The 14,485-nt window shown below is 67.0% G+C and carries 17 protein-coding genes; 10 read left to right on the top strand and 7 right to left on the bottom strand.

The genetic code is table 11. The features are described 5' to 3' along the window. Positions 1 to 232 precede the first annotated feature (232 nt). The 5 genes from RTW82_RS29600 to RTW82_RS29580 all read left to right on the top strand — a co-directional run bounded on the left by RTW82_RS29600 (position 233) and on the right by RTW82_RS29580 (position 4,252). Positions 233 to 1,864 carry a methyl-accepting chemotaxis protein gene (locus RTW82_RS29600; RefSeq protein ID WP_316927329.1) on the top strand — a complete coding sequence of 544 codons (1,632 nt, stop codon included), beginning with the start codon at positions 233 to 235 and terminating at the stop codon, positions 1,862 to 1,864. A gap of 17 nt (positions 1,865 to 1,881) precedes the next feature. After that, positions 1,882 to 2,487 carry a hypothetical protein gene (locus RTW82_RS29595; RefSeq protein ID WP_169708313.1) on the top strand — a complete coding sequence of 202 codons (606 nt, stop codon included), beginning with the start codon at positions 1,882 to 1,884 and terminating at the stop codon, positions 2,485 to 2,487. A gap of 101 nt (positions 2,488 to 2,588) precedes the next feature. Continuing rightward, a complete protein-coding gene (locus tag RTW82_RS29590; protein ID WP_021216821.1) occupies positions 2,589 to 3,128 on the top strand; it encodes a hypothetical protein in 540 nt (179 codons plus the stop codon). A 39-nt stretch (positions 3,129 to 3,167) separates the two neighbouring features. Continuing rightward, positions 3,168 to 3,731 (top strand): nicotinamide riboside transporter PnuC, encoded by a 564-nt coding sequence (pnuC, locus tag RTW82_RS29585; protein ID WP_316927328.1) that lies wholly within the window; start codon positions 3,168 to 3,170, stop codon positions 3,729 to 3,731. Next, a complete protein-coding gene (locus RTW82_RS29580) occupies positions 3,728 to 4,252 on the top strand; it encodes an AAA family ATPase (protein ID WP_316927378.1) in 525 nt (174 codons plus the stop codon). The genes pnuC and RTW82_RS29580 overlap by 4 nt, the downstream gene beginning before the upstream one ends. Here the strand turns inward: RTW82_RS29580 and RTW82_RS29575 are convergent. Genes RTW82_RS29575 through RTW82_RS29560 form a run of 4 tightly spaced genes read right to left on the bottom strand, consistent with a single transcriptional unit; the run spans position 4,249 to position 6,861 of the window. Further along, complete coding sequence (locus RTW82_RS29575) at positions 4,249 to 5,574, bottom strand: sensor histidine kinase (protein ID WP_184492280.1); 1,326 nt, start codon at positions 5,572 to 5,574, stop codon at positions 4,249 to 4,251. The genes RTW82_RS29580 and RTW82_RS29575 overlap by 4 nt on opposite strands. After that, positions 5,571 to 6,239: a response regulator transcription factor gene (locus tag RTW82_RS29570; protein ID WP_021216817.1), complete on the bottom strand. Its 669-nt coding sequence runs from the start codon at positions 6,237 to 6,239 to the stop codon at positions 5,571 to 5,573. Before RTW82_RS29570 ends, RTW82_RS29575 begins: the two co-directional genes overlap by 4 nt. Beyond that, the gene (locus RTW82_RS29565; protein ID WP_021216816.1) at positions 6,239 to 6,553 is read right to left on the bottom strand and encodes a PepSY domain-containing protein; all 315 of its coding nucleotides are present in this window, start codon (positions 6,551 to 6,553) and stop codon (positions 6,239 to 6,241) included. Before RTW82_RS29565 ends, RTW82_RS29570 begins: the two co-directional genes overlap by 1 nt. Then, positions 6,553 to 6,861, bottom strand: coding sequence for a PepSY domain-containing protein (locus RTW82_RS29560; RefSeq protein WP_021216815.1), 309 nt, complete (start codon positions 6,859 to 6,861; stop codon positions 6,553 to 6,555). Before RTW82_RS29560 ends, RTW82_RS29565 begins: the two co-directional genes overlap by 1 nt. Before the next feature lie 224 nt (positions 6,862 to 7,085). Here RTW82_RS29560 and RTW82_RS29555 point away from each other — a divergent pair, with 224 nt between their 5' ends. From RTW82_RS29555 to RTW82_RS29545, 3 genes are all read left to right on the top strand, one after another. Beyond that, positions 7,086 to 8,165 (top strand): patatin-like phospholipase family protein, encoded by a 1,080-nt coding sequence (locus RTW82_RS29555; protein ID WP_271658339.1) that lies wholly within the window; start codon positions 7,086 to 7,088, stop codon positions 8,163 to 8,165. A gap of 66 nt (positions 8,166 to 8,231) precedes the next feature. Further along, positions 8,232 to 9,158 carry a hypothetical protein gene (locus RTW82_RS29550; protein ID WP_316927327.1) on the top strand — a complete coding sequence of 309 codons (927 nt, stop codon included), beginning with the start codon at positions 8,232 to 8,234 and terminating at the stop codon, positions 9,156 to 9,158. Continuing rightward, the gene (locus tag RTW82_RS29545) at positions 9,118 to 9,375 is read left to right on the top strand and encodes a DUF5329 domain-containing protein (protein ID WP_021216812.1); all 258 of its coding nucleotides are present in this window, start codon (positions 9,118 to 9,120) and stop codon (positions 9,373 to 9,375) included. The genes RTW82_RS29550 and RTW82_RS29545 overlap by 41 nt, the downstream gene beginning before the upstream one ends. A gap of 3 nt (positions 9,376 to 9,378) precedes the next feature. Here the strand turns inward: RTW82_RS29545 and RTW82_RS29540 are convergent, their stop codons facing one another. From RTW82_RS29540 to hmpA, 3 genes are read right to left on the bottom strand one after another with little or no spacing between them, the layout of a single operon-like run. Beyond that, positions 9,379 to 10,569 (bottom strand): NnrS family protein, encoded by a 1,191-nt coding sequence (locus RTW82_RS29540; RefSeq protein ID WP_316927326.1) that lies wholly within the window; start codon positions 10,567 to 10,569, stop codon positions 9,379 to 9,381. After that, complete coding sequence (locus RTW82_RS29535) at positions 10,556 to 10,801, bottom strand: hypothetical protein (protein ID WP_031286816.1); 246 nt, start codon at positions 10,799 to 10,801, stop codon at positions 10,556 to 10,558. The genes RTW82_RS29540 and RTW82_RS29535 overlap by 14 nt, the downstream gene beginning before the upstream one ends. 52 nt (positions 10,802 to 10,853) lie before the next feature. After that, the gene (gene hmpA, locus RTW82_RS29530) at positions 10,854 to 12,035 is read right to left on the bottom strand and encodes an NO-inducible flavohemoprotein (protein WP_316927325.1); all 1,182 of its coding nucleotides are present in this window, start codon (positions 12,033 to 12,035) and stop codon (positions 10,854 to 10,856) included. Between the two features lie 155 nt (positions 12,036 to 12,190). Here hmpA and norR point away from each other — a divergent pair, with 155 nt between their 5' ends. Together norR and queD are read left to right on the top strand one after the other, a co-directional pair. Beyond that, positions 12,191 to 13,744 carry a nitric oxide reductase transcriptional regulator NorR gene (norR, locus tag RTW82_RS29525; protein WP_043247049.1) on the top strand — a complete coding sequence of 518 codons (1,554 nt, stop codon included), beginning with the start codon at positions 12,191 to 12,193 and terminating at the stop codon, positions 13,742 to 13,744. 102 nt (positions 13,745 to 13,846) lie between these two features. Then, positions 13,847 to 14,203: a 6-carboxytetrahydropterin synthase QueD gene (queD, locus tag RTW82_RS29520; RefSeq protein WP_043247051.1), complete on the top strand. Its 357-nt coding sequence runs from the start codon at positions 13,847 to 13,849 to the stop codon at positions 14,201 to 14,203. Positions 14,204 to 14,485: the final 282 nt, after the last annotated feature.

The following is a 14,485-nucleotide window of genomic DNA, read 5'->3' as shown; positions in this document are numbered from 1 at the left end:
CGCCAAGCGGCGGCCTGCTCTTGCGAATGTGTAAGTGATATGGCCCCAGGCGGGTACCGCGCGCGGCTGAGACCAGCCACGAGGACGCGGGTTCCCGGCCGACGATCCGTTATCAGGTTTGCCGGCCAAGGGCCGAAATGCTATCAGACATGCTATGGATTCGCGCGCGGCAAAGACCGCTCCGGAACGCGCAATCCGCTACCGAACAATAACAAGCCAGGAGCACCGGACCATGAACCTTCGCAGTCTGCCCATCAGCCGCCGCCTGTGGCTGATCCTCATCGTCTCGGTGTCGATGCTGGTGATCCTCGGGGTGGTGATGCTCCAGCAGATCCACAGCGACCTGCTGCACGGCAAGGAACTCAAGACCCAGCACGTGGTGCAGACCGCCGCCGGCGTGTTGCAGCACTTCCAGGCCCAGGAAGCCGCCGGCACCCTGCCCCGCGAGGAGGCGCAGAAGCAGGCCATGCAGGCCATCCGCGCCCTGCGCTACGACAAGAACGACTACTTCTGGATCAACGACCTGACCCCGCGCATGGTCATGCACCCGACCAACCCGAAGCTGGAGGGGCAAGACCTCTCCGGCTACAAGGACCCGGACGGCAAGCCGCTGTTCAACGACATGGTGGCCGTGGCCCGCAGCAAGGGTGCCGGCTTCGTCGACTACCGCTGGCCCAAGCCGGGCGCCAGTGATCCGGTGCCCAAGGTGTCCTACGTGCAATTGTTCGAGCCCTGGGGCTGGGTGATCGGCTCGGGCATCTATATCGACGACATGCAGGACGAGTTCTGGTCCCAGGCCCTGCACGCCTCGACCATCGGCCTGGTGATCGCCCTGATCATGGCGGTGCTGGTGGTGGTGATTGCCCGCAGCATCACCCGCCCGCTCGAGGAAGTGGTCACCGCCATGGCCGCCATCGCCAGCGGGGAGGGCGACCTGACCAGTGCCCTGGACAACCAGGGGCGCGACGAGATCACCGCGCTGTCCGGCCACTTCAACGCCTTCACCAGCAAGCTGCGCGGGGTCATCCGCCAATCGCTGGACGCCGCCGGCGCACTGGACCAGGCCGCCGGCTCCCTCGGTGGCATCGCCAGCAACGGCCAACGGCAGAGCGAACAGCAATCCCAGCAGATGGAGCTGGTGGCCACGGCCATCAACGAGGTCACCTATGGCGTGCAGGACGTGGCGAAGAACGCCGAGCACGCCGCCAGTGAAGTGCGTACCGCCGAAGACCAGGCGCGCCTCGGCCAGAGCAACATCGACAGCAGCCTGCGGCAGATCGGCCAGCTGTCCGACACCATCGCCCAGGCGGTGGAGGTGATCCGCTCGCTGGCCGACGAAAGCTCGCAGATCGGCTCCGTGCTGGAGGTGATCCGCTCCATCGCCGAACAAACCAACCTGCTGGCGCTGAACGCCGCCATCGAAGCCGCCCGCGCCGGCGAACAGGGCCGCGGCTTCGCGGTAGTCGCCGACGAAGTACGCCTGCTGGCCCAGCGCACGCAGAAATCTACAGCCGAGATCCACGGCATGATCGAGCGCCTGCAGGGCAACTCCGAGGCGGCGGTGAAGGTGATCAACGAAAGCAGCCGCGCCTCGCAACTGACCGTGGAGCAGGCCAGCCAGGCCGGCGAGAGCCTGGGGCAGATCGCCCAGTCGCTGCGCAACCTCACCGGGCTCAATGCCTCCATCGCCAGCGCCACCCTGCAACAATCCCACGTGGTGGAAGACATCAACCAGAATGTGACCCAGGCAGCCAGCCTGGCCCATGACAACGCGATGGCTTCAGAGCAGACTAGCGCCGCCAGCCAGCAGCTCAGCCAGCTGGCCGAACAATTGAACCGCTTGTTGAGACAATTCCGCGTTTGAGGACCGGCATGGGCAACATGGAACACCAAGAGGTCGACCTCGGCCAACAGCAGAACCAGGACCTGATCTGGGACCTGGACAGCATCGCTCGCCGCGAGCTGGCCGAGCGCTTCATCCGCCTGTTCGAGAACCGCCTGTGCGTGTACTCCGAGTCCACGCGCCAGCTGTACACCAACTACGGCCTGCACTTCCCCGCCGACCTCGGGCGCAAGATGGTGGTGCTGCCCAACCCCTATGCCTTCCACGACACCCTGCACGGGATCGAGGCCAGCGCGGTGCTCAAGACCGGCCTCTGCGTGCTGCCTGGCGTGGTGCTCGGCAAGCCGGGCCTGCTGCTCAGCACACGCATCGAGGAAGGCGGGCCGAAGCCCAAGACCATGCCCTTCAAGCCGGCGCTGGCGCAGATCATCAGCAACCAGCGCAAGCGCGGCGACGTGTTCCTGCCGATCCTGATGAAGGGCGACCTGCGCGAGTTCGACCAGCAGATGCCTTACATCCACCTGCACCGCCTGCAGGTGCACAAGCTGCCGCACCTCTCCACCTTCGAGCGCGACGACATCCAGCAGAGCATCACTCGCAAGCTGCTGATGCTCTACCGCCAGGCCGACAGCCTGGTCTGCTGAGGCTTGCCCCGGGCGCCCGGTAAACCGGGCAGCAGGGGCAAGACCGGGCATCGCCCTCCTGGCTAGAGTCGACCCACGACCCGCCACGGAAACCCACCGCCATGCCCTGGTACCTCGAAGCCCCGCTGAGCCTCATCGCCGGCCTGCTGCTGGCCAACTTCATCGAATGGTTCTTCCACAAGCATGTGCTCCACGGCCTGGGCCGGGTGCGCGGGCGCTTCTGGAGCTTCCATTTCCACGAACACCATGGCAACGCCCGCCGCCATGGGTTCCGCGACCCCTGCTACGAACGCTTCCCGCTGGGCCTGCACGCCCAGGGCAAGGAAGCCTGGGCGCTGCTGCTGGCGAGCCTGGCCGCGAGCCCGCTGTGGCTGGTGGCGCCCTGGTTCACCGCGACGCTCTGGTACTGCGCGGCGAACTACTACCGCGTGCACCGTCGCTCCCACGAGGACCCGGACTGGGCCCGCAGCCACCTGCCCTGGCACTACGACCACCACATGGGCCCCAACCCCCATGCCAACTGGTGCGTGACCCGGCCCTGGTTCGACCACCTGCTGGGCACCCGCGAGCCCTACCTGGGCACCGAGCGCGAGCGCCAGGACCAGCAACGCCTCGCAACCAGGGCGCCCGCCGCCGGCTGAAGCCGCTACAATCGGCGGCTTATTTCACGAGGGCCGCCCGTGTCGCCACTTGAACTCTTCGCCGCCGCGATCGGCGTGCTGGCCGTCTGGCTCACCACCCGGCAGAACCGCTGGTGCTGGCCCATCGGCCTGGTCATGGTGCTGATCTACGCCTGGATCTTCTTCGAGGTGAAGCTCTACTCCGACATGCTGTTGCAGCTGATCTACGCCGTGCTGCAGCTGTATGGCTGGTGGCAGTGGACCCGGGGCGGAGATCGCCACGAGGGCCGCGAGGTGACGCGCCTGGCACGCAACGGCCTGCTGCTGAGCCTGGCCCTCGGCACTGCCGGCGCCTTGAGCCTGGGTTACCTGATGGCCACCCACACCGACGCCGCCGCGCCCTGGCTGGACGCCGCCCTCACCGCCTTCAGCCTGGTGGCCCAGGTCTGGATGGCACAGAAGCGCCTGGAGTGCTGGGCGCTGTGGATAGTGGTGGACGTGATCTTCGTCGGCCTGTTCCTCAGCAAGGCGCTGTACCTGACCGCCGCGCTCTATGTGCTGTTCACTCTGCTGGCCGTGCACGGTTGGCGCCAATGGCGACAGCCGCAGGCGAGCCCGGCATGAAGGTGGTGGTGCTGGCAGGGCCGGAATCCAGCGGCAAGAGCTGGCTGGCGAGTGAGTTACACGCACACTTCGGCGGCGAGGTGGTCAGTGAGTACGTGCGCGATTTCATCGACGAGCAGCGCCGCGACACCTGCTACGCCGACATCCCCACCATTGCCCGTGGCCAGTTGCAGCGCGAGGACGCGGCCCGCGCCCGGCGCCCTGCCCTGCTGATACTCGACACCCACCTGCTGAGCAACATGCTCTGGAGCCGCACCCTGTTCGGCGACTGCCCCGCCTGGCTGGAGACCGAGTTGCTGGCACGGCACTACGACCTGCACCTGCTGCTGCGCCCTGAAGGGGTGGAGTGGCTGGGCGATGGCCAGCGCTGCCAGCCGGAGCTGAGCGAACGCCAGGCCTTCTTCAGCGCCAGCCAGGACTGGCTGGTGGCCAACGGGCAGCGCTTCGAGGTGTTGGGCGGTGACTGGCAGGAGCGCCAGCGCCAGGCCCTGGTGACGGTGGAACGGCTGCTGGCGGGCTAGGCGCGAGCAGCCGGCGCCGGCAGTTCCACCAGCACACGCAGCCCGCCGAGGGGGCTTTCCAGCAAGCGGATGCTGCCGCCCCAGGCGTCGACGATGTCCCGCACGATGCCCAGCCCCAACCCGTGGCCGGCGACCTGCTCGTCCAGCCGCGAGCCCCTGTCCAGCACCGATTCGCGCTGCTCCTCGGCGATGCCGGGACCGTCGTCGTCCACGCTCAGGCGGTAGCCGCCGGCCTGCACGGAGATGGACAGCAGCACCTGGGTCTCGGCCCATTTGCAGGCATTGTCCAGCAGGTTGCCCAGCAGCTCCAGCAGGTCTTCGCGGTCCCAGGGCAGGCGCAGCCCAGCGGCGGCGTCCCAGTCCAGGTCGAGCTGGCTGTCATGGATCATCGACAGGGTGTTGAACAGCCCCGGCAACTCCGCATCGCAATCGAAATGCGCACCCGGCAGCGCTTCCCCGGCCAGGCGCGCGCGGCCCAGCTCCCGGGCCAGGCGTTGCTGGATCTGCTCCAGCTGCTCGGCCAGGGTGGCGCGCAGCTCCGGGTGCGCGCGCAGCTCGTCGCGGGATTCCAGGCTGACCAGCACCGCCAGGGGCGTCTTCAACGCGTGGCCAAGGTTGCCCAGGGCGTTGCGCGAGCGGCGCAGGGTGTCTTCGGTGTGGGCCAGGAGGTGGTTGACCTGGCCCACCAGCGGCTCCAGCTCCAGGGGCACGCGGGCATCCAGCTCGCTGCGCTGGCCCTGTTGCAGCTGGGCGATCTGCCGGCGCACCCGCTCCAGCGGGCGCAGGGCGCGGCGCACGGTATAGCGCTGCAGGGCGAGCACCAGCAGCAAGGCGGCAGCGCCCAGGGCGACGCCCGTCCACTGCACGCGACGGAAGCTGTCGAGGATGGGCGTGTAGTCCTGAGCCACGGCGATGCTCACCTGGCGGCCGAAGCGGCGGTAGTCACCACGATAGGTCAGCAACTGCTGGTCGTTGGGGCCGGGCAGCAGCTCGGCGGTGAGGCCGGGCCGCTCGGGCATGGCGAGCTCAGCATCCCAGAGGGAGCGCGAGCGCCAGGGTTTGTCATCGATGCGGATCAGGAAGTAGCGCCCGGAATAGGGCTGCTGGTGCACCGGGTTGAGCTTCTGTTCGTCCAGCTGGATGCCGTTGGGCCCGCGCACCAAGGCGGCCAGCAGGCTTTCCGCCTCGCTGCGCAGATTGCCCTCCAGGTGGCGGCGCAGGCCGTCGTCGAACAGCCACAGGCTGACCTGAGCCAGGAGCAACCCGACCACCAGCAGCAGGGTCACCAGGCCGATGCTGAGCTGGCGCTGGATGGACCTCACTCGGTGGCACCGGTGAAGCGGTAGCCCTGGCCTCGACGGGTTTCAATCACGGTGCGACCCAGCTTGCGCCGCAGGTGGTTGACGTGGACCTCGATGACGTTGGAATCGCGCTCGGTCTCGCCATCGTAGAGGTGTTCGGCCAGGTGGCTCTTGGACAGCAACTGGCCGGGGTGGAGCATGAAGTAGCGCAGCAGGCGGAACTCGGCGGCAGTCAGGTCCACCTCTTCACCGCCACGGGTGACGCATTGGCGCCCCTCGTCCAGTTGCAGGCCGGCCGCTTCCAGGTGTGGCTGGTTGGCCAGGCCGCGGGCACGGCGCAACAGCGACTGGATGCGCAGGGCCAGTTCCTCCGGGTGGAAGGGCTTGGTCAGGTAGTCATCGGCACCGGCCTTGAGGCCTTCGATACGCTCGGCCCAGGAGTCCCGCGCGGTGAGGATCAGCACCGGCGTGGCCAAACCGCCGGCGCGCCACTCGCGCAGCACGTCGAGGCCGGGGCGCCCGGGCAGGCCGAGGTCCAGCACGATCAGGTCATAGGGTTCGCTGGCGCCCTGGTGGGCGGCGTCGCGGCCATCGGCCAGCCAGTCCACCGCGTAGCCCTGGCGGCCGAGCCCGGCCAGCAGTTCGTCCGCCAGGGGTACGTGATCCTCAACCAGCAGCAGGCGCATCAGTCATCTTCCTCGTCCTTCAGGATGCGACCGTCGCGGGCATCCAGTTCCAGTTCCCGCACCACGCCGTCGGTGGTCAGCAGCTCGACTTCGTAGACATAGACATCGTCTTCCTCTTCCAGCTCCGCTTCCAACAAGCGAGCCCCGGGGTACAACCCCAGGGCTCGGTGCAGCAGTTGCTCGAGGGGCATGATCACGCCTTCCTCGCGGAGCTTCAGGGCTTCGTCCTGGTCCAGGTCACGGGCGACCGCTTCGAGGGCGAAGACCGCCAGGACCAGGGCGACGATGCCGCTGTAGCGCATGATCAGTCGCATCAGTCGTCCTGGTGATCCTTGAGGATCTGGCCATTGGTGGCGTCCAGCTCCAGGTCCCACTGCACGCCCTGGGGATCACGCAGTTCCACCTGGTAGATGTAGCGGCCGTATTCCTCTTCCAGCTCGGTCTCGTTGACGGTGGAGCCGGGGTGCTTGGCGATGGCGGCGGCGTTGAGCTTCTCGAACGACTGGATGGTGCCGGCGTCGCGCAGCTTCAGGGCTTCGTCCGGTCCCAGGTCACGGGCCTGGGCGATACCGGCAGTGGCAGCGAGGGTGGCGACGGCGAACAGGGCAGTAAGTTTTTTCATGGTGCATCTCCTTGGGGGGATATCTGTCTTCGATGGGTACACCTTAGCGAAGGCCAATTAACTCAAGCTGAATTTACGGCCGCCTCGCTCAGTGCAGTCGATATCCCGGTTTCCGCCAATCATTCCCTGCGCATGGGCATGGGCGCATCATTCACGCGGTGAAGGCGCTTGGACTGGCGGCGCGGGCCACTATAATCGCTGCCTCGCTTTTTTCGGAGGCCCCCATGAGCGCCATTCACATCAAGTCGCCCGCCCTCACCCTGCGCGCCGGCAGCCGTGCCCTGGCACGCATCCGCGAGCGCGGCCTGCAGCCGGCCGACGTGAAGATTCTTCCCGGCGCCGCCGGCGGCCCCAAGGCCCTCGGCATCCAGGGCCTGGACCTGGCGCTGTTCGGCGACTGGCTGCCGCGCGCGCCCCAGGAGCGCTCGCTGATCGGCGCCTCCATCGGCTCCTGGCGCTTCGCCAGCGCCTGCCTGCCGGACGCCGCCAAGGGCATCAGCCGCCTGGGCGAGCTGTACACTGCGCAGCGCTTTCCCAAGGGCGTGACCATGGCCGAGGTCAGCCGCCTGTGCGCGCAGATGCTCGACCAGTTGCTGGATGGCCAGGACGAGCAGGTGCTGAGCAACCCGCACTACCGCCTCAACGTGGTCGTGGTGAAGAGCCACGGCCTGCTCGCCCACGATCGCCGTGGCGCGCTGGGCCTGGGACTGGGTTCGGTGATCGGCTCCAACCTGCTGGGGCGCCCGCGCCTGGCCCGGCATTTCGAGCGGGTGATCCTGCATGACGGCCGCCTGGCCCCGCCCCTGGCCGCATTGGAAGACTTCCCCTCGCGCTGCCTGGCCCTGGACGCCGGCAACCTGCGCCACGCCCTGCTCGCGTCCGGCTCCATCCCCATGGTGATGGAAGGTGTGCGCGACATTCCCGGCGCCGGCCCCGGCACCTACCGCGACGGCGGCCTGCTCGACTACCACCTCGACCTGCCCTACAGCGGTGACGGCGTGGTGCTCTACCCGCACTTCACCGACAAGGTGATTCCCGGCTGGTTCGACAAGGGCCTGCCCTGGCGCCGTGGCGACGCGGTGCGCCTGCAGGACGTGCTGCTGCTGGCGCCCTCGCGGGCGTACCTGGCCACGCTGCCCCACGGCAAGCTGCCGGACCGCAAGGACTTCACCCGCTACCTGGGCGATGACGCCGGCCGCGAGCGCTACTGGCGCAAGGCGATGAGCGAGAGCCAGCGCCTGGGCGACGAGTTCCTCGAACTGGCGGACAGCGGCCGCCTCGCCGAGCGCCTGCAACCGCTCTGATCGGCCCGATTGCCGCGCGGCCTGCCTCGGAGTAGGCTGCCGCGCGACGATTCAGGGAGAGAACCGATGAAGCTCGCCGTCGCCATCATCCATGGCATTGGCAACCAGCAGGACCTGCGTGACGACGACGGCCAGCACAGCTTCGCCCAGGGGCTGATCCGCGGCCTGCGCAAGCGCCTGGGCAACGACGCCGAGCAGATCGCCTTCCAGAGCTGCTATTGGGCCAGCGTGCTGGACAAGCGTGAGCAGGCCTATCTCGACCGCCTGGAGCGCGAGCCCGTGACCTGGCGCTGGCTGCGCGAAGCGGTGACGCTGTTCCTCGGCGACGCCAGCGGCTACCGCCAGGTCAGCCAGGCCTACGACACCACCTACGAAGAAGTGCACCAGTGCCTGCGCGCCGGCCTCAACGCCCTGCGCGCCCGGGTCGGCCCAACCACGCCGCTGGTGGTGCTGGCTCATTCGCTGGGCGGGCACATCTTCTCCAACTTCGTCTGGGACCAGCAGAAGCTCAATGACACGCCGAGCTGCCCGCGCGACCCGTTCATCGCGCTGGAGACACTGGCCGGGCTGGTCACCTTCGGCTGCAATATCCCCCTGTTCACCTTCGCCTACGATCCCGTGCAACCCATCCGCTTCCCCGGCCATTGCCTGGAGGAACGGGTGCGCGAACAGGCGCGCTGGCTGAATGTCTATGCCCCGGCAGATGCGCTCGGCTACCCGCTGCGGCCCCTGCAGAACTATGCTGCCGTCGTGCAGGAGGACCGCGCCATGCCGGTCGGCCCCTGGTACAAGCGGCACACACCCCTGAGCCATATGGAGTATTGGGAAGATGCGCGTTTTCACCGTTACCTGGCAGGCCATCTGCGCCAGTTGCTTGCTGCTTGCGATGAGCCCCAGCCAGGCGGCGCCGGACGCCCGGAGCCAGCAGGAGATAGCGGGGCTGCTGACGTTCGTGGCGTCGAGTGGCTGCCTGTTCATCCGCAACGGCAGTGAGTACCCGGCGACCGAAGCCCGCGATCATCTGCAGAAGAAGCTCGACTACCTGGAAAACAAGGGCCTGGTGGACTCCAGCGAGGACTTCATCGCCCGCGCCGCCACCGAGAGCAGCATGAGCGGCAAGCCGTACAAGGTGCGCTGCAACGGCCAGGAGCAGCTCTCCGCCGAGTGGCTGAAGGCCGAGCTGGCACGCCTGCGCGCCGCCCGGCCCTGAGCCTCAACCCGGCTGGCCGTCCACCCGCGCGCGGCAAAACATCGGCGCATAGTGCGCCAGGAACAGCGCGAAGGCGGCCAGCCAGCAGATGCCGGCCAGGGGCAATGCCAGGTTCGGCAGCAGCCCCGGCAGGAAGACCCGCGCCACCGCACCGCAATTGACCAAAGCGAAGGCGACGCCCATCGCCTTCGGCGGAGACAGCGGCCGACCAGTATGACCGAGGCTGACGCGGGCCAGCATCGCCAAAATCAGCCCTCCCATCGCCCCGACCGCCAACGCGTGCAGCGGCAGGCTCGGGTTGCCCAGCAGCCCCAGGTGCCACAGCGCCTGGCCGAGCGGAGCCACCACCAGCCAGGCGAAGGCCAGGTGCAGCGACCAGAGCAGCGGTACACGCCAGATACCCGCGTCATACCAGCGCCCCAGGCGCACGGCGTTGCCCAGTGCCAGGCAGGCGAACGGCAGCGCCACCCAGGGGCTGGCCTTCAGCGCCAGGCCCGAAGCGGTCAGCACCGCCACCAATAGGGCGCAACCGAGGGTGGCGCGATCCAGCCACGGCAGCGCTTTCACCTGCTGGGTGAGGCCGAGGCCACGCTGGGTGAAGAAGGGAATCACCCGCCCGCCGATCAGGCCCATCAGCGCCGCAATCAGCCACATCGCCGCGAGCACGCCCTGGCGCTGCAGGCCGTCGTCGCCCAGCGCCAGGCCGACCAACACCAGGGCATCGGCGCTGCCGAGCAGGAGCAATACGGCCACTACCGGGTAGTTGTTGCGCTGACGCACCTGCCACAGGCTGCGGCCGATAACGAAGGCCAGCAGCGGCAGGAAAGCAGCTTGCAAGGGGACCAGCATGACCAGCGGGGCGCCCAGCAACCACGCCAGGCGCGCGGCGAGCCAGAGTGCGGCGAGCAGCATCAGCGGGCGCCCGGAGAGCCCCACCCTGCCCGTCCAGTTCTGCACGGCGGTGAGCAGGAAGCCGGCGATGATGGCGACGCCGAAACCGAAGGGCATTTCATGGCGATGCCAGGCCAGCCAGCCACCCACGGGTTGCCAGACGACAAGATGGCCGGCGAGCGCGGTGAGCCAAAGGGCGATGGCGATCAGCGCGAAGAGCCCGCCGGCGAGGAAGAAGGGGCGGAAGCCAAGGCGCCAAAGCGGCGCGATGGCCAATTCCCGTTTACGGTCACGCAACTGCATGGAGCGCCTCCTTGCGCAGTTGGTATTGGGCGGTGAGGCGCATGACGTAGCCAAGCTTCAGCAGGGTGGGCCCGAAGATGACCATGCCGTGGAAGGCGATCAGCGGCAGCAGGCCGAAGAACGGGTCGAGCATGTAGCCGCACAGGATGCCGACCAGCAGCATGATCAGGCCAACCCACAGCACCTGGTTGGCGAAGCGCAGAAGCGCGTCGGGGGAGTTGAAGAAGGTCATGGTGGTTTCCTCGTTCAAGGCCCGGCGCCTCGTGAGCGCCGGGCGGGGTCGATCAGCTGTCGAGGGCACTGGCGGGCCCGAAGAACTCGTAGTGGCATTGCTCGCCGGGCACGCCCAGCGCCTTCAGGTGCTTCTTCACCTGGGCCATGAAGGGCTTGGGCCCGAGGAAGTAGGCGTCCAGGTCGCGCTCGGCCGGCAACCAGCCCGCCAGGCGCTCGTGGGTGAGGAAGCCGGTGCCGTCGGCACGGTCGCCCTCGGCCGGCTCGCTGTAGCAGACGAAGTGCTGGAGGTTCGGGCGCCGGGCGGCAATCTCTTCCACCCAGTCGCGGAAGGCGTGTACCGCGCCGTTGCGCGCGCAGTGGATGAAGTGGATCGGGCGGTCACTGTGCTGCGCCACTTCGAGCATCGCCAACGCGGGGGTGATACCGACACCTGCCGTGATCAGCACCAGGGGTTTGCGGCTGGGGCGCAGGACGAAATCGCCGGCCGGCGCGAACAGTTCGACGCGATCGCCTTCGACGATATGGTCGTGGAGGAAGTTGGAGACCTTGCCGCTCTTTTCACGCTTGACGCTGATGCGGTAGGAGCGGTCATTGGCGGCGGCGGACAGGGAGTAGTTGCGGCGCGCTTCTTCGCCATCGATTTCCAGGCGCAGGCCGATGAACTGGCCGGGTGCGAAGTCCAGCACCGCGCCACCGTCTTCGGGCACCAGGTGGAAGGAGGTGATTTCCTCGCTCTCCGCGACCTTGCGCTCGACGATGAAGCCGCGCGCGCCGCGCCAGCCGCCGGGGGCTTCGGCGCTGGCGGCATAGATTTCCTCTTCCGAACCGATCAACAGGCCGGCGAGCAGCTCATAGGCTTGGGCCCAGGCGTCTATGACTTCGTCCGTGGCGATGTCTTCGCCCAGTACTTCACGGATGGAGCGCAGCAGGCAGTCGCCAACGATCGGGTAGTGCTCGGGGAGAATCTGCAGGGCGACGTGCTTGGCGACGATGCGGCTGACCAGCGGGCCGAGCACCTCGAGCTGGTCGATGTGGCGGGCATACATCAGTACACCGTTGGCGAGGGCGCGAGCCTGGTCGCCGCTGGCCTGGTGGGCCTGGTTGAACAGGGGACGTACTTGCGGATACTCGGTGAGCATCATCTTGTAGAAGTGGGTGGTGAGGGCTTCGCCACCGGTCTCCAGCAGGGGGACGGTGGATTTGACGATTGCACGCACTTGGCTGGACAGCATGGTTGGACTCCGTTTTTTTAGCTGGGTCTGAATCACGCTGTAGGTATTACATCTTCCGTGCCAGATCTTAATTTCTTTAAAATCAACTAGTTGTAGTTTTAAGAGTTGTTTTGACTACAATCAATTTCGAGTCAATCCGACATCAAGAAGTCAATATGACAACTCCATCCTTGCTGCAGACGCTCATCCCTCTGGTGACCGACCTTTCTCGCGACCTGCCGGAGCGCGAACGCTATCGCCGCCTCCTTGGCGCATTGCGCGACCTGCTGCCCTGTGACGCCACCGCCCTGCTGCAGCTTGACGGCGAACAACTGGTGCCACTCGCAGTGGACGGGCTGAGCGCGGATACCTTGGGGCGGCGTTTCAAGGTCACCGAACACCCGCGCCTGCAAGCGCTGCTGGAGAATCGCGGGCCGACCCGTTTCCCAGCCGACTGCGACCTGCCCGATCCCTACGACGGCCTGGTGGAAGGCCATCTGGAGCACCTGGAAGTACACGACTGCCTTGGCTGCCCGCTGTTTCTGGATGACCGCCCCTGGGGCCTGCTGACGCTGGATGCATTGAACCCATCGCGCTTCTCCAGCGAGGACCTGCAAACCCTGGAGCACTTTGCCAGCTTGGCAGCCGCAACGGTGAAAGCAGCCGAGCGTATGCACGGCCTGGAACGCCTCGCAGCGGACGAGCAGCAGCGGGCGGAGGTCTATCGCCAGGCCGCTGGGCAGGCACGGCCGCAGGAAATGATCGGCCAGAGCCCCGCGCACAAGGCGCTGGTGGAGGAGATCGCCGTGGTCGGCGGCAGTGAGCTGACGGTGTTGATCAGCGGCGAAACGGGCGTCGGCAAGGAGTTGGTGGCCCAGGCGATCCACGCCAAGTCGCCACGCAGCAACCAGCCCCTCATCAGCCTCAACTGCGCAGCCTTGCCGGACACCCTGGTGGAGAGCGAACTGTTCGGCCATGTGCGTGGCGCCTTCTCTGGCGCAGTGGGCGACAGGCGCGGCAAGTTCGAGCTGGCCGACGGTGGCAGCCTGTTCCTCGACGAGGTCGGCGAGCTGCCCCTGGCGATCCAGGCCAAGCTGTTGCGGGTATTGCAGAGCGGCCAGTTGCAGCGGGTGGGTTCGGATCGCGAGCACCGGGTGAACGTCCGGGTGATCGCCGCCACCAACCGCGACCTGGCTGAGGAAGTGCGCCATGGCCGCTTCCGCGCCGATCTCTATCACCGCCTCAGCGTCTACCCCATGCGTGTACCGCCGCTGCGTGATCGTGGCCGTGATGTGCTGCTGCTCGCCGGTTTCTTCCTGGAGAACAACCGCGCTCAACTGGGGCTGCGCAGCTTGCGCCTCAGTCAGGATGCCCAAGCCGCCCTCCTCGGCTACGACTGGCCGGGCAACGTACGCGAGCTGGAACACCTGATCGGGCGGGCGGGACTCAAGGCGCGGGTGTCGCAGCCGGATCGGCCACGCATCCTCACCCTGACGGCAGCGGACCTGGCATTACCGAGCTCGGGAACACCTGCGCAGATGAACGAGACGGTCGTCGAAGAGCTGCCAGCCGCTGTCGGCGATCTACGCGCGGCGGTGGATGTCTATCAGCAGCGACTGGTGACCGCAGCGCTGGAGCGCAACGAAGGCAACTGGGCCGCAGCCGCTCGGGAGCTGGGACTGGATCGCGCCAACCTGCTGCGCCTGGCCAAGCGCCTGGGCATCAAGTGACGGTAAGGCGGCTCGTCCGGTGGGCGGTAAAGGGGAGGAGGAACTGGTAAACTTCCGCCCCTTCCAGGCCGGTACCGGGCCGTCATCTTCAGAGCGTCATTCGTGGAACTGTTCAAGGAATTCATCTTCGAGGCGGCTCACCGCCTCCCTCACGTCCCCGCCGGCCACAAGTGCGGGCGTCTGCACGGCCACTCCTTCCGCGTCGCCATCTACATCGAAGGCGAAGTCGATCCCTATACCGGCTGGATACGCGACTTCTCCGAGATCAAGGCAATCTTCAAGCCGCTCTATGAGCAGCTCGATCACAACTACCTGAACGACATTCCTGGCCTGGAGAACCCCACCAGCGAAGTGCTCGCCAAGTGGATCTGGCAGCAGCTCAAGCCGCTGCTTCCCGAGCTCAGCCGCGTGCGCATCCACGAGACCTGCACCAGTGGCTGCGAGTATCGGGGCGACTGACCCTTCTCCTGCGCAAGTGCAAAAGGCCACCCTAGGGTGGCCTTTTTGTTGTGTGATCCTGTCGATTGCATCGCCTGTGAGCCGGGGCGTGGACCGGATGTAGCCCGGACTTCGGTCCGGGGGCTCTTCGGCTCAGCGGAAATAGCGGGATCGGCTGCAGCAAGGCTTATAGGCATAGCAGCCCTGCGGCCTGCTTGGCGACTAAAGTCGCCCCTACAAGTCGCCCTGGCAAGCCGTGCTATTGCACCTTGGCCTCCATTCTTGGGCCGTCCGCGTTGCCAG

This window comes from Pseudomonas sp. zfem005 (assembly GCF_032621735.1).
In the GTDB taxonomy this organism is placed as follows: domain Bacteria; phylum Pseudomonadota; class Gammaproteobacteria; order Pseudomonadales; family Pseudomonadaceae; genus Metapseudomonas; species Metapseudomonas solani.
The sequence above is the reverse complement of the archived record's forward strand: the minus strand, read 5'-3'. Positions and strand labels throughout refer to the sequence as shown.

Excerpts from the sequence above, each read along its gene's own strand:
- RTW82_RS29565 (WP_021216816.1), bottom strand. The coding sequence starts at position 6,553 with ATGCGACTGATCATGCGCTACAGCGGCATCGTCGCCCTGGTCCTGGCG.
- hmpA (WP_316927325.1), bottom strand. The coding sequence starts at position 12,035 with ATGCTGTCCAGCCAAGTGCGTGCAATCGTCAAATCCACCGTCCCCCTG.
- RTW82_RS29570 (WP_021216817.1), bottom strand. The coding sequence starts at position 6,239 with ATGCGCCTGCTGCTGGTTGAGGATCACGTACCCCTGGCGGACGAACTG.
- RTW82_RS29595 (WP_169708313.1), top strand. The coding sequence starts at position 1,882 with ATGGAACACCAAGAGGTCGACCTCGGCCAACAGCAGAACCAGGACCTG.
- RTW82_RS29555 (WP_271658339.1), top strand. The coding sequence starts at position 7,086 with ATGAGCGCCATTCACATCAAGTCGCCCGCCCTCACCCTGCGCGCCGGC.
- RTW82_RS29590 (WP_021216821.1), top strand. The coding sequence starts at position 2,589 with ATGCCCTGGTACCTCGAAGCCCCGCTGAGCCTCATCGCCGGCCTGCTG.
- RTW82_RS29550 (WP_316927327.1), top strand. The coding sequence starts at position 8,232 with ATGAAGCTCGCCGTCGCCATCATCCATGGCATTGGCAACCAGCAGGAC.
- RTW82_RS29580 (WP_316927378.1), top strand. The coding sequence starts at position 3,728 with ATGAAGGTGGTGGTGCTGGCAGGGCCGGAATCCAGCGGCAAGAGCTGG.
- norR (WP_043247049.1), top strand. The coding sequence starts at position 12,191 with ATGACAACTCCATCCTTGCTGCAGACGCTCATCCCTCTGGTGACCGAC.
- RTW82_RS29540 (WP_316927326.1), bottom strand. The coding sequence starts at position 10,569 with ATGCAGTTGCGTGACCGTAAACGGGAATTGGCCATCGCGCCGCTTTGG.
- RTW82_RS29560 (WP_021216815.1), bottom strand. The coding sequence starts at position 6,861 with ATGAAAAAACTTACTGCCCTGTTCGCCGTCGCCACCCTCGCTGCCACT.
- RTW82_RS29600 (WP_316927329.1), top strand. The coding sequence starts at position 233 with ATGAACCTTCGCAGTCTGCCCATCAGCCGCCGCCTGTGGCTGATCCTC.
- RTW82_RS29535 (WP_031286816.1), bottom strand. The coding sequence starts at position 10,801 with ATGACCTTCTTCAACTCCCCCGACGCGCTTCTGCGCTTCGCCAACCAG.